General features: G+C 54.0%; 12 protein-coding genes. 7 read left to right on the top strand and 5 right to left on the bottom strand.

Annotated elements, in window-relative coordinates:
• The first annotated feature begins 155 nt into the window (after nt 1–155).
• The 3 genes from dnaK to radC all read left to right on the top strand — a co-directional run bounded on the left by dnaK (nt 156) and on the right by radC (nt 4,082).
• Nucleotides 156–2,060 (top strand): molecular chaperone DnaK, encoded by a 1,905-nt coding sequence (dnaK, locus tag QZ197_RS02690; RefSeq protein WP_296429785.1) that lies wholly within the window; start codon nt 156–158, stop codon nt 2,058–2,060.
• 74 nt (nt 2,061–2,134) lie between these two features.
• A complete protein-coding gene (gene dnaJ, locus QZ197_RS02685; protein ID WP_296429782.1) occupies nt 2,135–3,274 on the top strand; it encodes a molecular chaperone DnaJ in 1,140 nt (379 codons plus the stop codon).
• A 40-nt stretch (nt 3,275–3,314) separates the two neighbouring features.
• A complete protein-coding gene (radC, locus tag QZ197_RS02680) occupies nt 3,315–4,082 on the top strand; it encodes a DNA repair protein RadC (RefSeq protein WP_296429779.1) in 768 nt (255 codons plus the stop codon).
• Here radC and secA read toward each other — a convergent pair whose 3' ends face one another.
• A complete protein-coding gene (gene secA / locus QZ197_RS02675) occupies nt 4,083–6,785 on the bottom strand; it encodes a preprotein translocase subunit SecA (protein ID WP_296429776.1) in 2,703 nt (900 codons plus the stop codon).
• 195 nt (nt 6,786–6,980) lie between these two features.
• On the opposite strand from secA, the gene QZ197_RS02670 reads away from it, so the two are divergent.
• The 4 genes from QZ197_RS02670 to QZ197_RS02655 are packed head-to-tail and all read left to right on the top strand — an operon-like array spanning nt 6,981 to nt 9,925.
• Nucleotides 6,981–7,823, top strand: a complete 843-nt coding sequence (locus tag QZ197_RS02670) for a peptidylprolyl isomerase (RefSeq protein ID WP_296429773.1) — start codon at nt 6,981–6,983, stop codon at nt 7,821–7,823.
• Between the two features lie 4 nt (nt 7,824–7,827).
• Nucleotides 7,828–9,042, top strand: coding sequence for a bifunctional glutamate N-acetyltransferase/amino-acid acetyltransferase ArgJ (gene argJ, locus QZ197_RS02665; RefSeq protein ID WP_296429771.1), 1,215 nt, complete (start codon nt 7,828–7,830; stop codon nt 9,040–9,042).
• On the top strand, nt 9,039–9,437 hold the full coding sequence (gene mutT, locus QZ197_RS02660; protein WP_296429767.1) for an 8-oxo-dGTP diphosphatase MutT: 399 nt from the start codon (nt 9,039–9,041) through the stop codon (nt 9,435–9,437). The genes argJ and mutT overlap by 4 nt, the downstream gene beginning before the upstream one ends.
• A 23-nt stretch (nt 9,438–9,460) precedes the next feature.
• On the top strand, nt 9,461–9,925 hold the full coding sequence (locus QZ197_RS02655; RefSeq protein WP_296429765.1) for a DUF2127 domain-containing protein: 465 nt from the start codon (nt 9,461–9,463) through the stop codon (nt 9,923–9,925).
• A 98-nt stretch (nt 9,926–10,023) separates the two neighbouring features.
• On the opposite strand, the gene infB is transcribed toward QZ197_RS02655, so the two are convergent.
• The 4 genes from infB to rimP are packed head-to-tail and all read right to left on the bottom strand — an operon-like array spanning nt 10,024 to nt 15,351.
• Nucleotides 10,024–12,510 (bottom strand): translation initiation factor IF-2, encoded by a 2,487-nt coding sequence (gene infB / locus QZ197_RS02650; RefSeq protein WP_296429762.1) that lies wholly within the window; start codon nt 12,508–12,510, stop codon nt 10,024–10,026.
• Nucleotides 12,507–13,139, bottom strand: a complete 633-nt coding sequence (locus QZ197_RS02645) for an RNA-binding protein (protein WP_296429760.1) — start codon at nt 13,137–13,139, stop codon at nt 12,507–12,509. Before QZ197_RS02645 ends, infB begins: the two co-directional genes overlap by 4 nt.
• A gap of 23 nt (nt 13,140–13,162) precedes the next feature.
• Nucleotides 13,163–14,776: a transcription termination factor NusA gene (gene nusA / locus QZ197_RS02640; protein ID WP_296429757.1), complete on the bottom strand. Its 1,614-nt coding sequence runs from the start codon at nt 14,774–14,776 to the stop codon at nt 13,163–13,165.
• Complete coding sequence (rimP, locus tag QZ197_RS02635) at nt 14,776–15,351, bottom strand: ribosome maturation factor RimP (RefSeq protein WP_296429755.1); 576 nt, start codon at nt 15,349–15,351, stop codon at nt 14,776–14,778. Before rimP ends, nusA begins: the two co-directional genes overlap by 1 nt.
• Between the last annotated feature and the right edge of the window lie 21 nt (nt 15,352–15,372).

Here is a 15,372-nt window from a genome sequence, read left to right as displayed (position 1 = left end):
GACCTTCTAGCGGTTGCAGCCCCAATTCCGCATCCCTATATACGCCAAGATCAAAGTTTTTGGGCGACATGCCCGGACTTCAGACATGTAACTGGCGCGGGTGCCGAAAGTGGGTTCGCGCTGCTCAAACCGCCTAAAATAAAGGGATTTGAAAAATGGCCAAAGTTATTGGTATCGACCTCGGAACTACCAACTCTTGCATCGCGATCATGGATGGCGCTAAGCCACGTGTCGTAGAAAACGCCGAAGGCGCGCGCACAACGCCGTCTATCGTTGCTTTCACCGACGATGAACGCCTTGTCGGTCAGCCTGCAAAACGCCAGGCTGTGACCAACCCAGAAAACACCATCTTTGCTGTGAAGCGTCTGATCGGTCGTCGTTTTGACGACAAGGACCTCGCCAAAGAGAAAAAGAACATGCCGTTCGAGATCGTCGATGGCGGCAATGGCGACGCATGGGTCGAAGCCAAAGGTGAAAAGTATTCGCCTAGCCAGATCTCTGCGTTCATCCTTGGTAAGATGAAAGAAACCGCCGAGACATATCTTGGCGAAGAAGTGACACAGGCGGTTATCACTGTTCCTGCGTACTTCAATGACGCCCAGCGTCAGGCAACCAAAGACGCCGGCAAGATCGCGGGCCTCGAAGTGCTGCGCATCATCAACGAGCCGACAGCGGCTGCGTTGGCCTACGGCCTTGATAAAAAAGACAGCAAGACAATCGCTGTCTATGACCTTGGCGGCGGTACATTCGACGTTACCATCCTCGAGATCGACGACGGCCTGTTCGAAGTGAAATCCACCAACGGTGACACGTTCCTTGGCGGTGAAGACTTTGACATGCGCATCGTCAACTACTTGGCCGGCGAGTTCAAAAAAGAGAACCAGGTCGACCTGACCAAAGACAAGATGGCGCTGCAGCGTTTGAAAGAAGCCGCTGAAAAAGCAAAGATCGAGCTTTCATCTTCTTCCAGCACTGAAATTAACCAGCCATTTATCTCTATGGGATCAAACGGACAGCCGCTGCACATGGTTATGAAATTGACACGTGCAAAGCTGGAAAGCCTTGTTGGTGATTTGATCAAGGCGTCGTTGAAGCCATGTAAAGACGCGCTCAAGGATGCGGGCCTGTCCACATCCGACATCGACGAAGTTGTGTTGGTTGGCGGCATGACGCGTATGCCAAAGGTAAAAGAAGAAGTTGCAAAGTTCTTCGGCAAAGAAGCACATCAAGGTGTGAACCCTGATGAAGTGGTCGCCATGGGCGCCGCTATTCAAGCCGGTGTTCTGCAGGGCGACGTCAAAGACGTGGTTCTGCTGGACGTGACACCATTGTCTTTGGGCATCGAAACCCTTGGCGGCGTGTTCACACGTTTGATCGACCGCAACACAACGATCCCAACGAAAAAGTCTCAGGTGTTTTCAACTGCCGAAGACAATCAGAACGCCGTGACATTGCGCGTGTTCCAGGGTGAGCGTGAAATGGCCGCAGATAACAAGATGCTAGGCCAGTTCAACCTTGAGAACATCCCGCCAGCGCCACGCGGCCTGCCACAGATCGAAGTGACCTTTGACATCGACGCCAACGGCATCGTTGAAGTTGGCGCCAAAGACAAAGGCACTGGCAAAGAGCAAAAGATCACGATCCAAGCCTCTGGTGGTCTGTCCGATGACGACATCGAAGCAATGGTCAAGGACGCCGAAGAGAACGCAGAGGCCGACAAAGACCGCCGCGAACTCGTAGATGCGAAAAACCAAGCAGAAAGCCTGATCCACTCGACCGAAAAGTCGATGGAAGAGCATGCTGACAAGGTTGATCCAACGACAATCGAAGCGATCGAATTGGCGATTGCAGCGCTTAAGGATGATCTGGAAACTGAAAAAGCGGACAAGATCAAGTCCGGCGTCCAGAACGTGACCGAAGCTGCAATGAAGCTGGGTGAAGCTATCTATAAGTCCAGCCAAGAAGAGGCTGGCGAAGTAGAGCCTGATACACCCGGTGCAGACGAAGAAATCCTCGATGCGGATTTCGAAGATCTGGATGACGAGAAGCGTGGCAACTAAGGCCATGTGCCGCCTATGAATTGACCGGCCCATAAACCGGGCCGGTCTTTTTCATTCCCAAAGGGAAAACCATCATGGCAAAACGCGATTATTACGAGATCCTTGGCGTCGCCAAAGGCGCCGATGCAGCTACGATCAAAAAGGGCTATCGCCAAAAGGCGAAAGAACTTCATCCTGATCGCAACTCCGACAATCCAAACGCCGAAGCGCAGTTCAAAGAAGCAAACGAAGCCTACGAAGTTCTCAAGGACGAGAACAAGAAAGCCGCATATGACCGCTATGGTCATGCCGCGTTTGAAAACGGTATGGGCGGTGGCGGCCCTCGTGGCGGTCAAGGTGACTTTGGTAGTGCGTTCTCTGACGTCTTTGATGACCTGTTCGGCGACTTTATGGGCGGGCGTGGCGGCGGCGGGCGGCGTAGTGCAGCACAACGCGGCAATGACCTTCGCTATAACCTGCGCATTAACCTAGAAGATGCGTTTTCGGGCATGCAAAAGACGGTCACCGTTCCGACCGCTGTTGGATGCGGATCATGCAACGGCACCGGCGCAGAAGGCGGATCCGAACCACAAACCTGCCCGACATGTTCCGGCATGGGAAAAGTTCGGGCGCAACAGGGCTTTTTCACCGTTGAACGTACCTGCCCGACCTGTTCGGGCATGGGCCAGACGATCAAAGATCCCTGCACCACTTGCCATGGCCAAGGTCGCGTTGAAAAAGAAAAATCGCTGTCAGTTAACATCCCTGCGGGCGTTGAAACTGGCACCCGCATCCGCCTTGCTGGCGAAGGCGAGGCAGGCATGCGTGGTGGCCCAACCGGCGATCTTTATATCTTTATCGAGGTCAACACTCATACGTTGTTTGAGCGTGAAGCAAGCAATCTATTTTGCCGTGTTCCCTTATCCATCGCGACTGCGGCACTAGGTGGCGAGATCGAAGTGCCTACAATTGATGGCGGTCGTAGCCGCGTCAAAGTCCCCGAAGGGTCGCAATCAGGTCGCCAGATGCGTTTACGTGGCAAAGGCATGCCAGCACTGCGCGGCGGTGGCCTTGGTGACATGTTCATCGAACTTGCCGTTGAGACGCCTGTCAAATTGACCGCCCGACAACGCGAGATTTTGAAAGAGTTTGATCAACTCAGCGAAGAGAATAATCCGCAAGGGTCTAGCTTCTTTGCATCAGTCAAGAGCTTTTGGGACTCAATGAAGGGCTGACGTTAACCACGTCGTAACAATTGTTTTGGCATAGTGGGCTATGACCCAATTTGCCGAAGCACATCCGCTATTTGCACACTTAGATGAAATGACCGAAGTTGTGCCCGTAGCAAAGGGGCGACTTCCGTCCTACATGCGCGATCATCGCCAGCGCCTACGTCGCCGTTTTGTTGAAGGCGGCGCGCAGGCGATGCCGGACTATGAATTGCTGGAACTTGTGCTTTTCCGCGCATTGCCCCGCCAAGACGTCAAACCCTTGGCGCGACGCCTGATCGATGCGTTTGGCGATTTTAATCGGGTGCTTTCCGCCAATATCAAAGAGCTTCAAGCGATCGACGGCGTAGGCGAAGCCGTCGCCGTAGAGCTTAAGATCATAGAAGCGGCGGCACAGCGTCTGTCCCGCGCAAAAGTTATGCAACGACACGTCGTTTCAAGCTGGGATGCGTTGCTGGACTATTGCCACACCACCATGGCGCACCGCAGCACCGAACAATTTCGCATCCTGTTTCTTAATACAAAGAACGTCATCATTGCCGACGAAGAACAGGGCAAAGGCACTATTGATCACGTGCCCGTCTACCCTCGTGAGGTAGTAAAACGTGCCTTAGAATTGAACGCAGCCGCGTTGATTTTGGTACACAATCACCCCTCGGGTGATCCGACACCTTCACAGGCGGACATTCAAATGACGCACCAGATTGATGCCGCCGCAAAGGCGCTGGGGTTAACCGTCCACGATCATTTAATCATCGGAAAGTCCTGCGAACTTAGCTTTCGCGCAGCAGGGCTGTTGACCGATACGGCGTAATTACGAAAGCCGACCATGGCAGTGCTTGAATTTCTTACCTGATCCACACGGACAAAGGTCGTTGCGACCCGGGTTGCCCCAAGTTTTTGGATCGTTCTCATCAAAACCTTGGCGCGCATCGGGGCTTGGAGGGGCTGTCGGTGCCGCTGCGGCAGCAGCCGCCGCTTGCGCGGCAGCCTGTTGTTCACGCATCTGCGCAACCATAGCCTCTTGTTCTTCCTTCGACATTGGCCTGATCTGGGACAACTTCTTCGTCACATCTGTACGCAGACCATCCAGCATGCTTTCGAAAAGTTGAAAGCCTTCTGTCTTGTATTCGTTCAACGGATCACGCTGCGCATATCCGCGGAATCCCACAACTTGACGCAAGTGTTCCAACGTCAACAAATGCTCGCGCCATTTCGCATCGATGGTTTGCAACAAAAGCTGCTTTTCCACGTTGCGCATGGTTTCATCACCAAAGGCTTCTGTCTTTTCGGCCATGTATTTGTCGGCGGCTTCTTCAAGGCGCTCGCGAATACTGTCGTCATCGACGCCCTCTTCATCGGCCCAATCAATCACTGGCACATCAAGGCCCAGATGTTCGATTGTCGCCGCATAAAGACCTTGGGTATCCCACTGATCTGCATATGTTTTTGGTGGCATGTATTGATCGACAAGGTCATCAATGACCTGATCGCGCATGTCCTTCGTGACCTCTGACAGGTCTTTGGCTTCCATGATGTCGCGACGCTGGGAAAAGATAACCTTCCGCTGGTCGTTCATCACATCATCAAATTTCAAAAGCTGTTTGCGGATGTCAAAGTTGCGGCCTTCAACCTTTGCCTGCGCACGTTCCAGCGATTTGTTCACCCAAGGATGCACAATCGCCTCGCCCTCTTTCATGCCAAGCCCAGCCAGCACTTTCTCAAGCCGTTCGGACCCAAAAATACGCATCAAATCGTCTTCGAGTGACAGGAAGAAGGCAGAACGCCCTGGATCACCCTGACGACCTGAGCGGCCACGCAGCTGGTTGTCGATTCGGCGGCTTTCGTGGCGTTCAGTCGCAAGAACAAACAGACCGCCAACGGCAATCACCTTTTGCTTTTCGTCCGCGACCTCGGCTTCGATCTTTTCACGAATGGCTTCGATATCAGCCTCTGGATCAGTGGCCATCGCTTGCAACACGCGCATTTCGACGTTGCCGCCAAGCTGGATGTCAGTACCGCGACCCGCCATGTTCGTCGCAATCGTCACTGCGTTCAGTTTACCCGCGTCGGCAATAATCTGCGCTTCTTGTTCATGCTGCCGTGCATTCAGGACATTAAACGTGATGCCTTCGGCTTTCAGCATTTCGGCTAAAGCCTCGGACTTTTCGATTGATGTTGTACCAACGAGGATCGGCTGGCCTGTCGCGTGGGCTTCTTTGATTTCCGCTACGACGCCTTCAAATTTTTCGCGCGCGGTCCGGTACACTTGGTCGTCTTCATCGACACGCGCAACAGGACGGTTTGTCGGAACTTCGACGACGCCCAGACCGTAGATTTCCAGAAATTCTTCGGCTTCGGTTGCGGCCGTGCCCGTCATACCGCCCAGTTTGTCGTAAAGGCGGAAATAGTTTTGGAACGTCACAGAGGCCAGCGTCACGTTTTCTGGTTTGATCGCGCAACCTTCTTTGGCTTCAATTGCTTGGTGCAAGCCATCAGACAAGCGGCGACCCGCCATCATGCGGCCCGTGAATTCGTCGATCAAGACGACTTCGTCATCGCGTACTATGTAATCTTTATCTTTGGTAAACAGTTTATGTGCGCGCAATGCTTGGTTTACGTGGTGAACCAAAGTCGCACTTTCTGGATCATAAAGCGTTTGACCTTCGGGCAGCAGCCCAGAGGCGGTCATTTGCGCCTCTAGGAAATCATTGCCTTCGTCCGTGAACGTCACCTGACGGGTCTTTTCGTCAAGGGTAAAGTGTTCGGCGGCAATGCCAGGCACGATCTTATCAATCGTTGCATACATTTCGCTACGGTCTTGGGCAGGGCCAGAAATGATCAAAGGCGTACGCGCTTCGTCGATCAAAATACTGTCGACTTCGTCTACAATCGCGAAATTGTGGTAGCGCTGGAAAATCTGGTCCAGCTCGGACTTCATGTTGTCGCGCAGATAATCAAAGCCCAACTCGTTGTTGGTGGCATAGGTCACATCGCAGGCATATGCCGCTTTTTTCTCGGCTTCTGGCTGCTGCGGGTAGATTACGCCAGTCGTCAGGCCCAATGCACTGTAGACTTTGCTCATCCATTCTGCGTCACGCTTGGCCAAGTAGTCGTTGACAGTGACGATATGCACGCCCTTTCCGGTCAATGCATTCAAGTAAGCAGGGAATGTCGCAACAAGGGTTTTACCCTCGCCTGTTTTCATTTCAGAGATGTTGCCCTGATGCAGGAAAATCCCGCCCTTCAACTGGGTATCAAAGGCGCGCAATCCGAGCGCACGCTTGGCAGCTTCACGGCAGTTCGCAAAAGCTTCTGGCAAAAGTGCATCAAGACTTTCACCCGCCATGGCCCGCTCGGCCAGCGTTTGGGTCATCTCTTTGATGCCCTCATCAGTCAGCGCTTCGAACTGCGGCTCTAGTGCGTTGATCTGATCAACCAACGGGCGCGCAGCTTTTACTTTGCGGTCGTTTGCGGTGCCAAACACCTTTTTGGCAATCGTTCCGAAACCCAGCATATTTTCTCCGGTGGCGCGTGTTACGCCTGTCTGACATCTATTTGAGAGGAGGTCGCTTGTAGGCACGTCGCAGGCCACTTAGAAAGGGCCAAGATCAATCTACTTTGTGCCTCCTCGAGGCATTAAAGTGATGTAAGGGGCCACCCCTACAGTGTCAACGCCGCGGGCATTCGCGGCCTATCAAGGGAACGTTTAATGCTGAAACATGTTACATTTTTGAGTGCTGCGGCAATCGCGGCATCCATGTCCACAGGGGCCATTGCCCAAGACGTCACAGCCGACACCGTTGTTGCCACCGTTGGCGAAACCCAGATCACTATGGGTGAAGTGATTATTGCCCGCATGGCACTGCCGCAGCAGTACGCACAGTTCCCCAACGAAGTCCTTTTTGATGGGTTAGTTGATCAACTTGTCCAACAGCAACTTTTGTCCGACGCATTGGGCGATACGCCCGACCGGATCACCTATACGATCGCAAATGAATTGCGCGCGTTGCGTGCCGCCGATGTTATTTCCGAGATCGCAGAAGGCGCCGTCACAGAAGACGACATTCAAGTCGCCTATGACGCGCGCTTTGCGGATGCCGCAGAAGTCCAAGAATTCCGGGCCTCGCACCTTTTGGTCGAAACCCAAGAAGAGGCCGCCGCAGCCAAGGCCCGTATCAATGACGGTCAAGAGTTTGCAGATGTAGCTCGCGACGTCTCCACTGGCCCAACGGGGCCAAATGGTGGTGATCTGGGCTGGTTTGGGGCAGGCGCGATGGTCCCTGCGTTCGAGGATCAAATTACGTCTCTCGCGGTTGGCGGTGTCAGCGAACCATTCGAAACGCAGTTCGGGTGGCATGTCGCTACGTTGGATGAAACCCGTGTGCAGGCCCGTCCTGCGCTAGATGACCTGCGTCGCGAGCTCGCAGCGGAGCTGCAAGAACTTGCAATCACCGCTCGCCTGGACGAACTAACCGCCGCACAAAATATCGTCACGCCAGAGGAAGGTCAGTTTGACCCTGATCTGATCGACCGCGTCGAATTGCTGGATTAAGAGCATGACAATATCCCCCCTTGCCCCCGCACATTTCCCAGAACTGCCCGAAATTTCAGGTGTCACGTTCGCTGCAGCTGCAGCGGGTGTTAAGCATAAGAACCGGGTCGACGTGATGCTGGCTTTGCTTGCCCCGGGCACGGCGATGGCAGGTGTTTTTACACGCTCTGCCACCCGATCTGCACCTGTATTGGATTGCCAAAGCAAACTGGGTCATGACCCCAGCGGACCTGCCGCAATTCTTGTAAACTCAGGTAACTCGAACGCTTTCACGGGCGGACGCGGGATCGAATCGGTCAAAGCGCTAACTTCCGGGGTCGCGGCCCAAACCGGCGTATCCGAAGACCGGGTTTTTACCGCATCGACTGGCGTGATCGGCGAACCGCTTCCGCATGACCGGATCACAGCGAAAATCGAAGAGCTGCACATCAATCAATCTGATGGCGCAATGGAAGCCGCTGCGCGTGCGATCATGACAACCGACACCTTTGCCAAAGGTGCGACCAAGACAATTCAAGTGAATGGCAAGGCCGTCAAAATCGCGGGAATCGCCAAGGGGTCTGGAATGATCGCGCCTGATATGGCGACGATGCTTGTCTATATCTTTACGGACGCTTTGATCGGGCAGGCGGATTTACAAGCACTTCTCTCGTCTCTGAATGCCAAAACTTTCAACTGCATCACGGTGGATAGCGATACATCTACCTCTGATTCCCTCATGATGGCGGCGACAGGCGCGTCCGGTGTTGACGTGACTGGCAACGCAGAATTTGCGAACGCGTTGTCAGAAGTGATGCATGATCTGGCCCATCAGGTTGTGCGCGATGGCGAAGGCGCGACAAAGTTCGTGACCGTGAACGTAAACGGCGCGAAAGACGACGCCGATGCGCACCGCGTGGCACTATCGATTGCAAACTCACCTTTGGTGAAGACTGCGATTGCAGGCGAAGATGCGAATTGGGGCCGCGTTGTGATGGCTGTCGGCAAGTCCGGAGCAGCCGCTGACCGCGACAGGCTAAGCATCCGGTTTGGCGATATCACAGTAGCCGAAAATGGGTGGCGCGCGCCGAGTTATTCAGAAGATGAAGCCAGCGCTTATATGAAAAATCAAGAGCTCGAGATCGGCGTTGATCTGGGAATCGGAAGCGGTAGAAGCACGGTTTGGACCTGCGATCTGACGCACGGCTACATCACCATCAACGCAGACTACAGGTCGTGAAAGTCGTCTTGGTGTCGGCCGTGGCACTGATTGATCCTGACGGGCGTGTGTTATTGGCACAGCGGCCCGAGGGTAAATCAATGGCCGGGCTATGGGAGTTTCCGGGCGGGAAGGTCGAAGCGGGAGAAACCCCCGAAGCGGCCCTGATACGCGAATTGCAGGAAGAATTGGGGATAGATACTTGGGCATCCTGCCTCGCCCCGCTCACATTCGCCAGCCATTCCTATGACGATTTCCACCTACTTATGCCACTCTTTGCCTGCCGAAAGTGGAACGGCACACCACAATCACGCGAGAACCAAGCGCTGAAATGGGTAAAGGCGAATGAGCTTCGGGATTACCCAATGCCAGCGGCTGACGTGCCACTGATCCCGATTTTACGGGATTGGCTGTAGGTTTGAGATGTCAGGCTTGATCCATGTTTAGCGCCCACCGACTATTCATTATTACGATTCTGGCAAAGGGTTTTTTGGGGCTTACACAGCTACTGACTAGTTTGGCGCTTTACCTCGGTGGCATGGAAAAACTGCCCGTCATTGCGCAGTGGTTAGTGCAGCAAGAGCTTTCAGAAGATCCAAATGATTTCGTAGCGACGCAAATTCTAGCTTTTGCAAGCATTGTGCCGACTTCAAGTTCAACATTTTACATCATCTATTTCGGTCTGCACGGTCTGCTGCACGTTGCCGTTGTTGGCGCACTTTTGTCAGGTGTGCGTTGGGCCAATCATGCTGCGATTGCGGTGCTTGGCTTGTTTGTCGTCTACCAACTGATGGAGTGGTATTCTATTGGCGGCAAAATGCTCTTGATCCTGACTGCCATCGATCTTTTTGTGATCGCTCTGACTTATCGTGAAAGTCGCCAAAAACTACCTGGCTCTTTGTAACGAGATGCGGTGCGGTGCGGCAATTCTATTTCGACGTTCCAATCACAAAAAAAGGCGGCCCGTCGGGACCGCCTTTATTTCATTAAAATCTCATCAGATCAAAGGTTCCGTTCGACCTCTTCGCGCTCGAAGATTTCGATCACATCATTCGGGCGGATGTCTTCGTAATTCTCGAAGGCCATACCACATTCTTGACCAGACTGGACCTCTGGGACTTCGTCCTTAAAGCGCTTAAGCGTTTTCAAAGTACCTTCGTGAATAACCACGTTGTCGCGCAACAAGCGGACGCCAGCAGAACGACGGGCCACACCTTCGGTGACCAGACACCCGGCAACTTTACCGATATTCGAGACCTTGAAGACCTCTTTGATGTTGGCGTAGCCGATGAACTTTTCGCGAATCTCAGCAGATAGCAGACCAGAGGCAGCAGCTTTCACGTCGTCTACAAGGTCATAGATGACCGAATAATACCGGATCTCGACGCCTTTTTGGTTAGCAGTGTTCCGCGCGGATGTATTCGCACGGACGTTAAAGCCAAACACAGGTGCGCCAGACGCTTCGGCCAAACCGATGTCCGTTTCCGTGATCGCACCAACACCAGAGTGCAGGACGCGTACACGCACTTCGTCGTTACCGATTTTTTCCATCGCTTGCACGATTGCTTCGGCGGAACCTTGCACGTCAGCTTTGACCACAATCGGCAATTCGCTGAGGGTCTGGTTGGCTTTGGCATTTGCCATCAACTGCTCGAGCGTCGTTGCAGCACCGGCTGCGGCACGTTTCGCTTTGGCCGCTTTTTCGCGGTATTCTGCGATTTCACGGGCCTGTGCATCAGTTGCAACCACGTTCAAGACGTCGCCAGCTTCTGGTGTACCGTTCAGGCCAAGGACCTCAACAGGGACGGCTGGACCGGCCTCTTGGACGCGTTCGCCTTTATCATTGATCAGCGCGCGGACCTTACCGTACTGCTCGCCGACAACAAAGATATCGCCTTGGCGCAGCGTACCGTTCTGGATCAGAACCGTTGCAACAGGACCGCGGCCAACATCAAGCTGTGCCTCGATTACGGCTCCTTCGGCAGCACGGTTAGGGTTTGCTTTCAGTTCGAGAATTTCGGACTGCAGCGCGATGGCTTCAAGTAGCTCATCCAAACCCTGACCCGTGATCGCGGACACTTCAACGTCTTGCACTTCACCGGACATCTTTTCGACGACGACCTCGTGCTGAAGCAAATCAGTCCGGACCTTATCAGGGTTGGCACCCGGTTTATCCATCTTGTTGATGGCGACAATCATCGGAACCTTCGCCGCTTTGGCGTGGTTGATCGCTTCGACGGTTTGCGGCATCACCGCATCGTCGGCGGCAACAACGAGCACAACAATGTCTGTCACATGTGCACCACGTGAACGCATGGACGTAAACGCCGCGTGCCCCGGAGTATCAAGGAAGGACAAAACAGCGCCGCTCGCGGTTGTGACCTGATAGGCCCCGATATGCTGCGTGATACCACCGGCTTCTCCGGCGACAACTTTGGCGTTGCGGATTGCGTCCAAAAGCGATGTTTTACCGTGGTCAACGTGACCCATGATCGTGATGATCGGTGGACGGGTTTGCAAGTCTTCTGGGCTGTCGATGACAGCTTGGATGACATCCTCGACATCGGCATCAGACACACGCACAACTGTGTGGCCAAATTCTTCGATGATGAGTTCAGCGGTATCTGCATCGAGAGTTTCGTTCTGCGTCGCCATAATACCGTTGTTCATCAACGCTTTTACAACATCTGATACGCGTTCACTCATCCGGTTCGCCAATTCAGAAACAGTGATTGCTTCTGGCAACGCTACATCGCGGAATACCTTTTCACGCTCGGCTGACACACCCATCGCTTTGGCGCGGGCGCGGTCTTGCTTGCGCTTCATTGCCGCCATAGAGCGCTGACGGCCACCGTGGCGGCCTGCCATCGCATCATTCAGCGTCAGCTTACCAGCGCGACGGTTATCTTCCGCTCCGCGGGTTGGTTTTGCTTTTGTCTTGTTGTCGCGTGAATCGTTATCGCGATCGGTTTTACGCGGCGCGGCACTCGGACGCGATACAGCATCTTCACCCGGTGCAGACGCAGCAGGTGGAGGTGCAGAAGCCGCAGCCTTTGCTTTAACGTCGGCTGCGCGCTGGCGTTCTTCTTCGTCAGCTTTCGCTTTGGCGCGCACTTCACGTTCGCGATCTTCGGCTTCTTTTGCTTCGATCTCTGCGCGGCGCGCTTCGCGCTCTGCTGCGCGTTCTTTTTCTTCAGCGTCCCGCTTGGCGGATTCTTCGGCTTCGCGGGCATTTGCCATCGCGAGTGCCTTCATCCGGCGCTCTAGCTCGACATCGGAAATGCCTGCTGGCCGCTTAGAGGGATCACCACCAATTGGTCCGGTTCTACCTGTCGTTGGCTTTGCCGCACCCGGCTTGGGAACCACAACGCGTTTGCGTTTGGTTTCCACCACGACGTTTTTGGTCCGCCCATGGCTAAAGCTTTGCTTCACGTTTGAAGGACGTGAACCACCAAGGCCGAGTGTCTTTTTACCGTCGTTATCGCTCATTTAGCTTCTGTATCCTTCTCGATGGCCGTATCGCCACCGTTCCCTTCGCGTAATCCGCGCAGCTTTGTGGCTTCCTCTACAACACGATTGCTGAGTTTGCCAGTCGCTAGCGCGCCATGTATCACACTTTGCCGTCCAAATGCCAAACCCAATTCAGTTGACGTCAAGCAACCAAAATAGCGGGCACCCTCGGGCGTCCATAGTTTCGTTTTGCCCCGTTCAGACCCATCAGAGGCCTGCACCAGAACACGGACCCGCTCGCCTCCGGCAAGCCATCCTTTTACTTTTTCAAACCCACAGACAGCACGGCCTGCTTTGCGGGTTAGCGCGATCAGATCGATGGTATGACGGGCCAATTGCCGCTCGACCTCGTCCACCAACCCGTCAGGCACATTTACCGCCTGCTTGGCTGAACGTGAAAACTGACCTTTTCTGGCCTCTTCAAGCACAGCACGATCCGCCGTGACATACATCCCACGCCCCGGAAGTTTGCCCAGAATATCTGGGTAAACCATGTTTTCGGGACCTACAACAAAGCGGATTAGCCCAGCCTTAGGCTGTACTTCACCAGTGACGATGCACTTGCGTTCGGCATCATCCCGATCTTTGTTATGGCCACCACGCGCCATTTGCGAACCACGAAGGCCTACGATCAGGCCTCCGCTTCCTCGCTAAGTTCATCGTCTTCTTCGACGTCCCCGACAAGATCCGCAGGGTCAACCCAACCCAGCATGACGCGGGCTGTCATGACCATGTTCTGCGCTTCTTCTAGCGAGACGTCGAATGGCTCTAGAACACCATCATCTTTCACGCGCTCGCCGCCTTCTGTCGTCCAGCCGCCGGCCAGTTCCCAGTCAGCGCAGGTCGCAAAGTCTTCAAGCGTTTTAACGCCGTCTTTGCCCAATGCCTCAAGCATCTGCGGGGTCAGCCCCTCAAAGTTGATCAGGCTGTCTTCGACGCCCAGTTCGCGGGCCGCATCCATTGCTTTTTTCGCTTTCGCCTCAAGATAATCACGGGCGCGGGCCTGCAATTCTGCGGCTGTATCATCATCAACGCCTTCGATGACCAACAGTTCGCCCAATTCAACGTAAGCGACTTCTTCCAGGTTCGTGAACCCTTCTGATACTAGTAGTTGGGCAAAGAATTCGTCCAGATCAAGGGTATCCATGAACAATTTCGTACGCAGTTCAAACTCGGCCTGACGACGCTTGCTTTCCTCTTCTTCGGTCATGATGTCGATATCAAGACCGGTCAGTTGGGACGCAAGGCGCACGTTTTGTCCGCGACGGCCGATGGCCAGCGACAGTTGTTCGTCGGGAACAACGACTTCGATTTTGCCGGCTTCTTCGTCCAAAACAACTTTGGACACTTCCGCAGGCTGCAACGCGTTCACAAGGAACGTTGGCATATCTTCATTCCATGGAATGATGTCGATTTTCTCGCCCTGAAGTTCGTTCACAACCGCCTGCACGCGTGAGCCACGCATACCAACACAAGCACCGACAGGGTCGATGGAGTTGTCGTAGGAAATAACAGCGATCTTGGCACGCGAACCGGGGTCACGGGCGACTGCCTTGATCTCGATGATGCCTTCGTAGATTTCAGGCACTTCCATTTTGAACAGCTCTGCCATGAATTCTGGCGCGGTCCGGCTGAGGAAAATCTGCGGGCCACGCTGTTCACGGCGGACTTCTTTGATGTAGCAACGAATGCGATCATTCGGGCGGTATGCCTCGCGACCGATCTTTTCGTTGCGGCGTAGGACGGCTTCGCCAGAACCCACGTCAACGATGACATTGCCGTATTCTTCCCGCTTAACCAGCGCGTTGATGATTGTACCGGCACGGTCTTTGAATTCTTCGTACTGCTTGTCACGCTCTGCTTCGCGGACCTTTTGCAAGATCACCTGTTTGGCGGATTGTGCGGCAATGCGGCCCAATTCGACGGGCGGCACTTCTTCGACGAACTGCTGACCAACTTCTGGGTCTTCCATGTATTCTTTGGCTTGAGCGACAGTGAATTCAGCTTGATAATTCTCTAGCTCTTCATCCTCGACCACAGTGCGGACGCGGGTGAACGTGGCCTTACCGGTCTTGCGATCAATCGCAACACGGATATCCATTTCAGCGCCGTAGCGGGATTTCGCAGCCCGAGCGAGCGATTCTTCCATCGCTTCAACGACAAGCCGTGGCTCGATGTTCTTTTCGCGTGCCACAGCTTCGGCTGTTTGCAGCAATTCCAGCTGGTTGGCTGATGTATATGCCATCAGGTGTTCTCCTCACCGTCTATAATCGTTTCAATCTCGTCGAATTGGGCCTCGTCAATTTGACCCGCATCTTTACGCCCGCGCAAAACATCGCGGATCAATTCATCTGTCAGAACCAGTTTGGCATCTGATAACCATTCAAACTTTAAGCCAATCGTGCCTTCGGTGATGGTAATCAGTACCTCGTCACCCTCGGTACCGGCCAACTGACCCTTAAAGCGACGACGCCCATCAATCAGCTCGTCTGTTTCGATCTTGGCTTCAAAGCCTTCCCACTGATCAAAGTCCTTCATCCGCGTCAGCGGGCGGTCAATGCCAGGGCTGGAAACCTCAAGCGTGTAAACGTCAACGATCGGGTCTTCTACATCCAAAGTAGCGCTGATTGCGGTGGATACCCGCGCGCATTCATCAACTTCGATTTGGCCGTCAGGACGCTGCACCATGATCTGAAGAATGCTTTCCTTGCCGGTCATCAAACGCACGCGCACGACCTCGAACCCCATGTCCTCGATGACTGGGGTGATAATTTCGGCGATACGGCGGTCAATGGCCGCTTTGGCAATCAGATCGTTCATCATTCTTTCAATCGTAGTTTT

Source organism: Yoonia sp., assembly GCF_017854415.1.
GTDB lineage: Bacteria > Pseudomonadota > Alphaproteobacteria > Rhodobacterales > Rhodobacteraceae > Yoonia.
This window is presented reverse-complemented; position numbering and strand designations above follow the sequence as displayed.